This window comes from Shewanella decolorationis, from assembly GCF_004354305.1.
Lineage (GTDB): Bacteria > Pseudomonadota > Gammaproteobacteria > Enterobacterales > Shewanellaceae > Shewanella > Shewanella decolorationis.
In genome coordinates, this window is sequence record NZ_CP037898.1 from 4657072 (window position 1) to 4670191 (window position 13120).

At 44.7% G+C, this 13120-nt stretch carries 6 protein-coding genes and 3 pseudogenes; 5 read left to right on the forward strand and 4 right to left on the reverse strand.

Annotated elements, in window-relative coordinates:
- Nucleotides 1–145 precede the first annotated feature (145 nt).
- Nucleotides 146–577 (reverse strand): annotated as a pseudogene (locus EYR25_RS20885) (transposase); the annotation flags it as partial.
- Between the two features lie 187 nt (nucleotides 578–764).
- On the opposite strand from EYR25_RS20885, the pseudogene EYR25_RS20890 reads away from it, so the two are divergent.
- Nucleotides 765–959 (forward strand): annotated as a pseudogene (locus EYR25_RS20890) (SAM-dependent methyltransferase); the annotation flags it as partial.
- Nucleotides 960–1012: 53 nt separating this feature from the next.
- Here the strand turns inward: EYR25_RS20890 and tnpA are convergent.
- A complete protein-coding gene (tnpA, locus tag EYR25_RS20895) occupies nucleotides 1013–1447 on the reverse strand; it encodes an IS200/IS605 family transposase (RefSeq protein WP_133182647.1) in 435 nt (144 codons plus the stop codon).
- 117 nt (nucleotides 1448–1564) lie between these two features.
- Here tnpA and EYR25_RS20900 point away from each other — a divergent pair.
- The 3 genes and pseudogenes from EYR25_RS20900 to EYR25_RS20910 all read left to right on the forward strand — a co-directional run.
- Nucleotides 1565–2449 (forward strand): annotated as a pseudogene (locus EYR25_RS20900) (methyltransferase); the annotation flags it as partial.
- 149 nt (nucleotides 2450–2598) lie between these two features.
- Nucleotides 2599–3597, forward strand: coding sequence for a TDT family transporter (locus EYR25_RS20905; protein ID WP_133182649.1), 999 nt, complete (start codon nucleotides 2599–2601; stop codon nucleotides 3595–3597).
- Between the two features lie 620 nt (nucleotides 3598–4217).
- Nucleotides 4218–6836, forward strand: a complete 2619-nt coding sequence (locus EYR25_RS20910) for a TonB-dependent receptor plug domain-containing protein (protein ID WP_133182651.1) — start codon at nucleotides 4218–4220, stop codon at nucleotides 6834–6836.
- A 137-nt stretch (nucleotides 6837–6973) separates the two neighbouring features.
- Here EYR25_RS20910 and yfcC read toward each other — a convergent pair whose 3' ends face one another.
- Both yfcC and focA read right to left on the reverse strand, forming a co-directional pair.
- Complete coding sequence (yfcC, locus tag EYR25_RS20915) at nucleotides 6974–8539, reverse strand: putative basic amino acid antiporter YfcC (protein WP_165953531.1); 1566 nt, start codon at nucleotides 8537–8539, stop codon at nucleotides 6974–6976.
- 269 nt (nucleotides 8540–8808) lie between these two features.
- On the reverse strand, nucleotides 8809–9783 hold the full coding sequence (focA, locus tag EYR25_RS20920; RefSeq protein ID WP_133182653.1) for a formate transporter FocA: 975 nt from the start codon (nucleotides 9781–9783) through the stop codon (nucleotides 8809–8811).
- Nucleotides 9784–10798: 1015 nt separating this feature from the next.
- Between focA and pflB the strand changes: the two genes are divergently transcribed.
- Entirely contained in the window at nucleotides 10799–13081 is a 2283-nt protein-coding gene (gene pflB, locus EYR25_RS20925; protein WP_133182655.1) for a formate C-acetyltransferase, read from the forward strand.
- Nucleotides 13082–13120 lie beyond the last annotated feature (39 nt).

The window sequence follows — 13120 nt, forward strand, 5'->3', positions numbered from 1 at the left end:
GATTAGGGGGTTGGAAAGATACCAAGCGGACAGGTCGAGCTTGTGTAGAGGTATTGTGGGAAGGATGGTTTAGGTTACAAACCATCCTTGAGGGTTACGAATTGGCCATGTCTCTCAATCACGAAGACTTGTGATCAAGAGACAGCCCCATGGTGCCTTTTCCTCTGCACGCCAGTCCCGTAAAGGTTTTATGGCGATGAATACGTAGGTTATGACACACTTTGATGCTGGTTGAATCAACAAATTCAATGCCAGTGGGNTNACTCTTGAGGCTGGCAAAGTAGCTGCAAAGCGGCACTAAAGCCGTGGGCATCACCTCAAGAAAGCGGGTATAGCTGAGTAAATTAGGAAAAGCAGATTTGTAGAAATGAGCCAGATAGCCGATGTAGAAGTTCTTGAAATCACGGTGGTGGGACATCTGAAAAAGTATGATGATGGTCATCACTTCGCTCATCGTCATACGGCCAGCGCGTTGACGCTTGCGTGTGCCATCGGTTAACAGCGTTTTTTCCCATTCAGGAATGAAAACAGCGCAAAAATCATCGACATCGCAAAACACTTCCACTAATTTATGCATAGGCCCTCCGGTGTGATGGGGTTTCTCTTGGTCGAAAGATCCGATCACTTGGAGGGCTATTAGTTCAAATTTTCTTATCCCGAGTTCAGGTTAAGTAGGACGCAGCTCATAGTTTTCCCGTGCCAAACTAGCTTTAACAATTCAGTGCGTTATAAATAGGCCTCCTCAATGTTAACGCCCGTTTTTTATGTCTTTTTACCACTCGCCGAAAGAATTAAGTGCCTTTGATGCTAAGTTTGAGGCGCAAAAGATCGCCTTTGCACCTATTAGCTTTCAGGTAGCCCATTGCCTACTGAAGTTTGAAGTATTAGCCACCATTGACCGAGCAGGCGAACAAGGGCTGAACATTGCTCAACTCGCGCAAACCAGTGTGTTAAGTAAAGAATCCACCTTCTGAAGAAGGTGGCTTTGTTTTAACCCCCTAAAAGGGGGCCTTTATTCAAGAGCAAGTTGACCCTGCTCTTGCCGCTCTACTTTCTCTTGATGCCTAACGTATCTACGGATTATTTCCTCGTTAATTCCAATCGAATCGACGAAGTATCCTCTCTGCCAAAAATGATTTACCCAAAGTTTATTCTTACGTAGGTAAGGAAATTTACTGAATATTTTCAAAGCTATCTTACCTTTTAACGCCCCCATTAAATTCGATATAGATATCTTCGGAGGTACCTTCACCACTAAATGAACATGGTCAACTTGAACATTTAGCTCCATGACTATGCATCCCATTTGATGGCAATAAACCTGAATACATCGATAAACCTCTTTTCCGACATTACCTTTCAATATCCGAAAGCGGTACTTTGGTGTCCAGACTATATGATATTGACATCGCCAGAACACATGCGATGCTTGCTCGTATCTACTCATGTTATTTGCCTCTTTTGACTTCGCTAAAAATCAAAGATGCATTTAACATGGGTAGGTATACAGGCAAAGCCTCAAATGATGATAACCACCTACTGAAGTAGGTGGTTTTGGGCTAAAAACGAATACGCCCTTGGCGTGTTACTCGATATGGGATTGAGCATGGGGCTGGTATGACTCAATAGCGATGCCTATGTGCTCGATAAAACAGGCTATTTTTTACTGCACGATGATATGGCGGCCATTAACCTCAATTTTGTGCAGGACGTGTGTTATCAAGGTCTGTTTCAACTCGATAAAGCCTTAGTCGCGGGTAAACCCTCAGGCCTAGCAGTATTTGGCGATTGGCAGACGATTTACCCCGCCCTTAAGGATTTACCTGCTAAGGCGAAGGCCAGTTGGTTTACCTTCGATCACTATTATTCTGATCATGCTTTTCCACAGATTTTACCCTTAGTGTTTGCCCACTCTCCCAAGCACTTAGTCGATATTGGCGGAAATACAGGTAAATGGGCGCTAAGCTGCTGTGAGTTTAACCCTGAGGTAGAAGTCACTATAATGGACTTCCCTGGGCAATTAGCCGTTGCCAAAGACAATGCCGCCAAGCATGGATTTGCCGAGCGGATCCACAGCTTTGCCACCGATTTGCTCGATGAATCACGTCCCTTTGTCAAAGGCGCCGATACCTATTGGATGAGCCAGTTCCTCGATTGCTTCTCTAAAGAGCAAATCTTCAGCATTCTGCAACGTACCGCTCAGGCGATGACACCAAACAGCCAGTTATTCATTGTCGAAACCTTCTGGGACAGGCAACCCTCTGCAGCCTCAGCCTATTGCATCAATGCGACGAGCTTGTATTTTACTGCAATAGCCAATGGTAATAGCCGTATGTACCACTCTAAGGACTTGATAAAGTTACTACATCAAGCGGGTTTATACGTCGATGAAGACACTGACAACCTTGGTCTTGGGCATACTTTGCTGCGATGTAAACGCAAATCTTGAAAGTGATTAAATTTGAACCTACGAATAGAATTAATTAAATCTGAATCTACGAATAAAATTAATCAATTTTATTTATCATCACCTCAGTCATACACTGACATTAACAAATAGATACATCGAATTAATGTCAGTGTTGAGAGGTAACGAACATGACTTCAAAACGTAAACGTTGGACGGCACAGGCAGCAAAATTACCTAGCCCTATGGGCGGCCTCGCCCTTGCGATTGCGAGCTTAGGTTGGACCTGGGAGAGTGTGATGCCCTCACTCAATGGTTGGGGCCAATTGACGGGAGCCGTTATTGCTTCTGTCTTACTAATACTGCTTGCAGCAAAATTTATACTGCATCCCACAGTGCTGAAGAACGAACTCAGCCATCCCGTCGTCGGTAGCGTAATCCCGACATTCGCCATGGCGCTAATGGTTGTTTCAAACCTACTCGGCCATTATTTCCCCCATGCAGGCTTAATCCTTTGGCTAACCGCCATTGCTATCCATGTCATCTTTCTAGGCGCTTTTATCTACTTCCGCGCTATCGACTTCAAACTCGAACATATGGTGCCTAGCTGGTTTGTACCACCTATTGGTATCATAGTCGCGGCAGTATCCTTCCCAAGTAATGGCGCGCCTTGGTTAGTGAACTTGATCCTAGCTTTCGGTATGATCGCATATTTAGTCATGTTGCCATTGATGCTCTATCGATTAATCTTCTGTCAGGCCGTACCCGATGCAGCTAAACCCACCATTGCCATCCTCGCTGCGCCAGCCAGCTTATCACTTGCAGGTTACCTAACCGTGTGCGAGCAGCCATCAATTGTCTTAGTCGCCGTATTGGCCAGTATTGCAGTATTGATGACAGCTGTGATTTATCTCGCTTTTTTCCATCTACTCAAATTGCCCTTTAGCCCAGGCTATGCTGCGTTCACCTTTCCCATGGTAATCGGCGCGACAGCACTGTTTAAAACCTCCCACTGGCTCGCGCAATTTAGTCAAATGAGCGACCTCACCCAATGGGTAAGGTTACTTGCAGACTTCGAACTTGGTGTTGCCACCTTAGTCGTTTGTTATGTCGTTATTCGATATTTAACCCATTACTTACCCAACCCAATTGATTATATTTTTACCAGCCACCATGTTGAGCTCAAATAATCAGTATAGATAACCGTATAATAAATAGATTAATTAATAAGCAAACTAATAATATGGCATACAGAATAAAAGGAGTGAATTTATATTCACTCCTTTTATCTATTTAACATTCATTAAAATAACGATACGGAGTATGTTCAAAATTCAACCCAAAATAGATATATGCCTTTTTGATTAAACATCATGCTTAGCAACAAAAATAAACAATACGCCAACCATTAAATTAAACTTAAGTTCAAAACCATCAAACCAAACGGTACAGCAGACTATAAAATAATATTTTCATTAAGAAATAAATTTAAAATGTCACCAAAACCAAAATAGAAAACAAAAACAAACAAAATCAAAACGAAAAACAACAAATTTTAAACAAATTAAACCATTAAAAAACATTTTAATCATAAAAAACATATTAAAAGATATCAAAAATGGGATAAAGCGCATGTTTGTTCTGTTTTAACAACAAAAATTAACATTTCGTTAAAACTTGACGCTGTTGCACTTGTTATATTCTTGTGGTTATATCCTGAACCTAATTAAAAGGAACACTCTTTAATTTACAAAAGAATCCTTTTAATAAAATAAAAACGAAATAATAAATAAGAGTTAGGGAGAATAACATGCGTGCTAATTCAGTATTAGCTAAAGCGATTCGCTTTGCGTTAATTGGTGGTGCGACCACGGCAGCATTATCAACTTCTGTAGCCATCGCTGCTGAAGATGGTGCTAAAGTTGAACGTATCGAAGTAACAGGTTCACGTATTAAGCGTACCGATCTAGAAGGTTCTTCACCTGTCACTACAATTGATGCTTCACAAATTGAAAAGACCGGCGAATTAAGTATTACTGATGTTCTAAGAAGAAGTAACTTAAACTCATTCGGTTCTTTTTCTGAACGTTCAGGTAGCAGCGCTCAGTCTCAAGCCACGATTAACTTACGTGGTGCAGGTTCAGACCGTACATTAGTATTATTAAATGGCAAACGTATGCCTGGTTCACCCACTTTAGGTGGTACTGCCGTCAACTTGAACACTATCCCTACTGCGGCGATTGAACGTGTTGAAGTGTTAACCGATGGCGCATCAGCGGTTTATGGTTCAGATGCGGTAGCAGGTGTAGTTAACATTATTTTGAAACAGGGTTATGAAGGCCTAGAAGTTTCAGCGACAGCAACACAACCGACACAGGACGGTGGTGAAGAATGGAAAGCCCACATTGTGGGTGGTACTGTCGGTGAAAAAGGTAACGTGACCTTCTCATTTGAACACTTAAATCGTGAAATCATTTATCAACGTGACCGTTGGTTCTCTAGCTCAACCAACGTTTTAGCACCTAAGTTTGATGATACCACTGGTGTGTCTATCTATGCCCGTAACTTCTTAGATATGACGACTGGTGGTTTCCAACCACTTACTGCGTGTAATAACCCGAAAATGGTTGGCGGCGGCCACATTTATGATGCAGGTAGTGGTGACTATGTTTGTGGTTATGACTATACCTCAGAAGCTGCTGACCATGCTGCACGTTCATACACTGCAGGTTATGTGAATGGTGAATATGAACTGTCTGATGAAATTACCTTCAAAGGACAGGGCCTTTTCGCGCGCAATGAAACCTTCGGTCGATATGCCCCAGCCGCAGGTTGGTTCAACGTTGCTCCAGGTCAAGTAGACGTTCAAAACTATGATGCCGCTGGCAATATGACTGGTGTAAGCAAAAACCAAAATGCGGGCCGTGTTTACTATCGTTTTACCGATGTAGGGACTCGCGATGCCAACACTATCGATTACAGCACTGATATCCAATTAGGATTAGTGGGTAGTCACGATAGCTTTGGTTGGGATGTGACTTACCACTATAACCTAGCTGAAAACAGCAACTATGGTACTGGTTATGTTCACAGACCGACTGTAGAAAAATATGTTAAAGACGGTATCTTTAATTTCGGTCCAGAAGGTAACTCTGCCTCTGTTATCGCCGACATGGCGCATCAAACACTCAAGCAAGACATCATGGAATTCCAAAGTCTGAATGCTGGTGTGAACTTTGAGGCCATTGAACTACCAGCGGGTAACATTGGTTGGTATGTGGGTGCCGAAGCACTTCAATACAAATACGAAGCGAACGTAGATGCGCAAACTGCTGCCGGTGATGTTATTGGTTCATCTGGTAATGGTTCATCAGGCGACCGTGATGTTTACGCTGTATTTGCGGAATCTATCATCCCTGTAACTGAAGATTTAGAGTTGAACTTAGCTTACCGCTACGACAAATACTCAGACTTTGGTTCAGCGACTACGCCTAAAGTTGCATTAAGATACCAAGTTATTGATGGTGTTGTTTTCCGCGCTTCTTGGGGACAAGGTTTCCGTGCTCCGTCATTATCTGACTTACTCGCTGCAGATGCATTTAGTGCTGATACTGCAACTGACTACCACTACTGTGACGTACAAGGTACGCCTGTTGCCGAATGTAAGGCAAAACAGTATGACGTAACACGTAAAGCAAACAAAGAGCTTGATCCTGAAACTTCAGACTTCTACAACTTAGGCTTAGTATGGGATATTACAGATAACCTAAGCACTAAAGTTGAGTACTACAACCTGAAGATTGATGACGTAATCACTTTTGTGTCTTTAGACTCACTGCTAAAAGAAGAACAAAAAGTAGGTTATGGCAACTTAAGCCGTGGTGAAATTGTCCGTGCAGGTAACACTGCAGATGGTAAATTACTGGCCGCTACTACACCAAAAGCAAACGGCAATGGTTTTGAAACCTCAGGTATTGACTTCAACATCACTTACTCTGGCTTTGAAACAGCAATCGGTGAGTTTGGTACAAGCTACGACTTAACTTACGTATTGAACTATGACGAAGAAGAGTATTTTGATGGTCCTGTAAACGACAAGATTGGTCGCAATGGTATGCCACAAATTCGCTTCACTTGGGCAATTGACTGGACTTATGGCGAACATTCGGCATCGATTATTTCTCAATATATCGACAGTCAAGCAGAACGTACCGATCCTAAGACATATCAACAAATCGGTCACTTAACGTCCCAAACAACGTTTGACTTAAGCTACGCTTATAATACGTCTTGGAATGGTAAAATTGGCTTGGGTATCCGTAACTTAACTAACGAAGACCCTGTACTAAACTCTGACTTAGAATATGATTCATCACTGTACAACCTATACGGTCGTACATACACAATGACTTATACTCAGAAGTTCTAATCTAGATTAGCACTCATAAAAACGGCATCCTCGGATGCCGTTTTTTTATCTCCTTTTTCACCGTTCGACTGAGTTAGCCCTTAGCCTATTTACCCGCTGTTTTAGGTTATCCCTAACGCTTAGCTAAATCCTCGCTCCTAGTTAAATCCTAGATAGTGCGCCCCTATCACCAGCACGCTTGAGACCAGCATCAGCAGCAACATAAAACGCCAGACAAATTTCAGCCAGTTGCCCCAATCGACGCGGCATACGCCAAGGGTCGCCATTAAAGAGGCAGAGGTGGGCACTATAATATTGGTGAGACCATCGCCGAGCTGAAAGGCCAATACCGCCACCTGGCGCGTCACACCGACGATATCAGAGAGAGGTGCCATCAGTGGCATAGTCAATGCGGCCTGCCCTGATCCTGAGGTCACAAAAAAGTTGAAGACGGATTGAAATAACAACATAAACCACGCCGAGAGTGCATCCGGCAGATGGCCAATCACCCCACCTGCACTGTTCAGTATCGAATTAAGCACACTCGGTTCCGTCGGAGCGCCGCCACCAAGGAGCAGTAAAATCCCCGAGGCGCATCCCACTAAAAGTGCTGGCTCTAACATGGTTTTAGCGCCGTCCTTAAAACTCTGCGCCACCCTGTTAAGCGTTAAACCATTGAGCTTAAACACGCAGCCAATAACGCCGGCCACTATACCCATGGTAAAAAACTGACTAGCGATCTCGGGGATAAACCATGCCTTTGCCACAACGCCCCAAATCACCCATACCATAGTTAACACTAACAACAACAGCACCAATACATCCCCAAGATTAAAGCGGCTCTCGAGCTTTGTATTAGCATGGTGCTCACGGAAATAAGCATCAGACTGATAGCTATGGGAAAGACTGGGTTGCTGCTGAATACGATGGGCGTAACGCATGGTAAAAACAATGCCAAGCAAAGTGAATCCAGCCCACATGGGGAAGCGAAACTCGCTGCCTGAAAGGACTGGGACCCCCGCAATCCCTTGGGCAATCGCCACACTGAAGGGATTCATCCAAGAACTGGCAAAACCAATTTGGGTCGCCACATAGGTCACCATCACAGTGGTAATGCCGTCATACCCTAAACGGGTCATGAGTGGGCAGATGATAATCGCGAAGGCAATGGCCTCTTCTCCCATGCCAAACACGGCGCCGCCTAAGGAAAACAACGTAAATATCACCGGAATGAATAACTTTTCATTGCCACGGGTTTTATCGATTAACTTTAAGATACCGTTATCTATGGTGCCTGTGGCCATCACGACCCCAAAGGAGCCGCCGATCACCAACATAAACATGATCACGCCAATCGCACTGCCCCACTTAGAGCCCGAGGTTAAGCCCTCAAAGGCGAAGTTAAAAAAGCCAACACCGCCCTCGCCTTTAAACAGTGCTACGGGTTGCAATTTAGGCTCGCCCGCATCATCCAATTGATAGGCAAAAGAACTAGGGTCGACCACAGTCCGCGCTTTATCGACGCCATCGGCCAGATAATGCACCTCTTGGGTTTGAAACGAGCCGATGGGGATAAAGTACGTCATTAATCCCGCAAGTAATGCCACAAAAAAGATGATCACTAAGGTATCGGGCATTTGAAAGGTTGAGGGAGTATGTGAAGCGGATGGTGCCATAGCAGTCTGAGCTGCTTTTGTTGGCTGAGTCGAGGGTGGAGTCGTCATAGATGCGCCATTTTATGTCAAACGGAAAATGCCGCACTATAAACTAAAGCGCTGTAAATCAGTACATAAAATCTTCATTCGCTTGCATGAATACGCAAAATGCTTACATCTATCACACACAAGCAATCCGCATAAAAATATCTTCGACGGCGAATACAGTAAAAAAATGCCCAGTCACACTGGGCATTTCTATAAGCCTAAGGTAAACAGTCACTCAAGGAACACTTACCACAAATCTAAGCGACTGACTCGCTTAGTTACAAACTCTCTTACTTACTCTCTTGGCTATTTTTCGCCTTTTCGGTATGCAAGGGCGACGCAAAAAAGTGCGGTTGATGGGATTTTTGCGGATCGGGTAAGGCAATTTGGCCCTGCTCAATCCACCAATAACCGAGACCGACGATCACACCGCCGCCGACAATGTTCCCTAAGGTCACGGGAATTAAGTTATTGAATACGAAGTGTGCCACGGTTAAGTCGGCAAATTGTTCTTGGGTCACACCTAAAGAAACAAAAAACTCAGGGCTGGCGACCGATTGAATAGTGATCCCAAGCGGCACCATAAACAGATTTGCAATACTGTGTTCAAAACCACTGCTGACAAACATGGCTACAGGGAGGATCAGCAAAATTGCTTTGGTCAGGGATTCGCGGCTGGCGAAGGTCATCCAAATACCCAGACACACCAACATGTTACATAAAATACCTAAGCTAAATGCCTGTATCCAAGTATGGTGTAGCTTATGTTGTGACACTTTTAGCGCATTTAAGCCCCAGTTGCCGCCATCGAGTTCATATAAACCCGCCGCCATAATCAAGCCAACCATTAACATGGCACCGACAAAGTTGCCGATATACACGCGGCTCCAGCATTTGAGCAATTCACTGGTAGTCACTTGTTTTTGCGCCCATGCAACGCTGCTCAGCACTGAGCTGGTAAACAGCTCACCGCCGCAAATCACCACCAAAATTAAGCCTAAGCTGAAGGCAATCCCGCCCACGAGGCGCACTAAGCCCCAGGCACTATCACCCGCGCCAGTAGTGACGGTCAGATAAAACACAAAGGCTAAGGCAATAAAAGCGCCAGCAAATACCGCCAAACCAAAGGATTGCCAAGGCGCCTTAACCACTTTGCTTTTGCCGTAAATTTCAGCCTGGTGATAACAACTAAAATGCGAAGAAACCTGCACAGGCTCATGACCATTTGATGATGTCTGTGGAGCGTTAGCATGTGAGTCTTTCATAACTGAACTCCCAAAACCGATAAACAAACGCGAACTTGCAACATAGGTCTCTCCTACAGCGCCCAAGCGCAGATCAAACCAATCAAAATTTACATTAAGACTTGCTTAAATGATGACTCACTAAAGTCACGCTTTGTAACATACAAATCGTATTCGCTGTGAAGCAGAGATTGCCAAAGCGTGATGTTATTCACAGGTAAAATGTAAAATTTTTGAAGCCACAAACACAAAAGGTTAATTGGTCATACCAATTTTAGTCGGTTTTCACCTTTTTGCCATTGCTCTTTTAAAGAGCATTTTTAGGTAAGATGAAGCAGATTTAACCTTACAGAAGGCGAGTTTCACTAATCAAGATGACGGCTTGTTGACGACGCTACTGTTCGCGCTACATTCATTTGAGGAAAAGCAATCATGTTTTCTATCCCCTCAAACGAAACGATTTCATATCGGCTCCTTTTCCGTCAAATGCCCTACCACCAAGCATCCCGTATAAACGAGCCTTTTGTGACGACTGTATTATCAGGCCAAAGGCCGCCTAAATCGTAAACAATTAAAATCATTCGATACGGTGATAGCTTTCGTCGGTTAAAAGCGCGACAGTCAATCAAATAAGCGATGAGATTGGCAGCCATTAGGCCAGCAAAAGCGTGCTTTAAACCTTATTGTGCTAAAAAAATGCTACCTTGCTAGCAAATTTGCGATTAACCGGGCACAAACTCGCCCGTTTAAGATGCGAGAGAATAAGAGCTATGTTAATATGCTTATGGATAATTGGTCTTACCAATTTATAAAAGAGTTATCGATAGCCGATAATCCAAGTTAAACGAATATTTGTCATCTTATCGGGTATCAATAGATAGACACTTGGCGCGATAAACATCCCCAAGTTCCAGTTCCCATCATAGGGCGTCATCTTGAAGGGAGCTTTAATCAGGAAATAGCGATTGGCCTATACTCAACATGGTTTACCCATGAGCGCCAATGACCTTTATCTCAACCAAAAGGTATTAGTACGATGACCGACAAAACTGAACTGTTTGCCAACGCATGGGAAGGTTTTACCCCTGGCGATTGGAAATCTGAAGTCAATGTACGTGACTTTATTCAACAAAACTATGCTCCCTATGAAGGTGACGAGTCATTCCTAGCCGGTGCCACCGAAGCCACAACTCAGTTGTGGGACAAAGTAATGGAAGGCATCAAGCAAGAAAACCGCACCCACGCGCCAGTAGATTTTGATACTAAGATGGTCTCTACCATCACTTCCCATGACGCGGGTTATATCAATAAAGATTTAGAAACTATCGTTGGTTTACAAACCGATGCGCCGCTCAAGCGCGCTATGCTACCTAACGGTGGTATTCGCATGGTTGAAGGCTCATGTGCCGCTTACAACCGCGAACTCGACGCCGATGTAAAATACATCTACTCAGAACTGCGTAAAACCCACAACCAAGGCGTATTCGACGTCTACACCCCTGAAATCATGGCGTGTCGTAAATCCGGCGTATTAACTGGTTTACCCGATGCCTATGGCCGTGGCCGTATCATCGGTGACTATCGCCGTGTTGCACTTTACGGTATCGACTTCTTAATGAAGGATAAATTTGCCCAGTTCAGCTCACTGCAAGCCCAGTTTGAAGCCGGCGAAGATTTATCTAACGTTATCCAACTGCGTGAAGAAATTGCCGAGCAGCACCGCGCTCTAGGTCAAATGAAGACCATGGCGGCTAAATACGGTTTCGATATTTCTCGCCCAGCCGCTAACGCCAAAGAAGCGATTCAATGGACATATTTTGGCTACTTAGCCGCTGTGAAGAGCCAAAACGGCGCGGCAATGTCTTTAGGCCGTACCTCATCTTTCCTCGATATCTACATCGAGCGCGATCTGAAAAACGGCATCATCACTGAGCAACAAGCTCAAGAAATGATTGACCATTTCGTGATGAAACTGCGTATGGTGCGTTTCCTACGTACTCCAGAATACGATGAGTTATTCTCAGGCGATCCTATTTGGGCAACTGAATCTATCGGCGGTATGGGCTTAGATGGCCGTACATTGGTGACCAAATCCAGCTTCCGTTTCTTAAACACCTTATACACTATGGGCCCAAGCCCAGAGCCAAACATCACTGTGCTCTGGTCTGACAAACTGCCTGTAGGCTTTAAAAAGTACTGTGCGAAAGTGTCTATCGACACTAGCTCAATCCAGTACGAAAACGATGACTTAATGCGCCCAGATTTCCAATCTGACGATTACGCTATCGCTTGCTGCGTGAGCCCAATGGTTGTGGGTAAACACATGCAGTTCTTCGGCGCCCGTGCAAACTTGGCAAAAACCATGTTGTATGCGATTAACGGCGGTGTTGACGAAAAACTGAAAATCCAAATCGCGCCAAAAGCCGACCCAATCACTGACGAAGTATTAAACTTCGATGACGTGATGAATCGCTTAGACGGCCTGATGGATTGGTTAGCAACCCAATATGTCACGGCACTGAACGCTATTCACTACATGCACGACAAGTACTCCTACGAAGCTGCGCTAATGGCGCTGCACGACAGAGACGTACGTCGTACTATGGCTTGTGGTATCGCAGGGCTTTCAATCGCAGCCGACTCACTGTCAGCCATCAAGTACGCTCAAGTTAAACCTGTACGCGATGAAAACGGCATTGCCGTCGACTTTGAGATCAGCGGTGATTATCCAAAATTTGGTAACAACGACCCACGCGTCGACGATATCGCCTGTGACTTAGTTGAACGTTTTATGTCGAAGATCCGCGACCGTAAAATGTACCGCAACGCTATCCCAACTCAGTCAATTCTGACCATTACCTCTAACGTGGTTTATGGTAAGAAAACCGGTAACACGCCAGACGGTCGCCGTTCAGGTGCACCATTTGCACCGGGCGCAAACCCAATGCACGGCCGTGATGAGAAAGGCGCGATTGCCTCGTTAACCTCAGTGGCAAAACTGCCTTTTGCCCACGCTCAGGACGGTATCTCTTACACCTTCTCCATCGTGCCTAATGCCTTAGGTAAAGATGAAGACGGTCGCCGTACTAACCTCGCGGCGTTGATGGACGGATATTTCGCCCACAACGAAGGACACGAAGGCGGTCAACACTTGAACGTTAACGTGATGAACCGTGAAATGCTTGAGGATGCGGTCATTAACCCTGACAAGTATCCGCAACTGACCATCCGGGTATCGGGTTACGCAGTGCGCTTTAACTCTTTGACCCCAGAGCAGCAGCAAGACGTGATCACACGTACTTTCACAAAAGGTCTGTAAGCTAAATTAGGTAAGGCTGTAGTACAATGTGCTACAGCC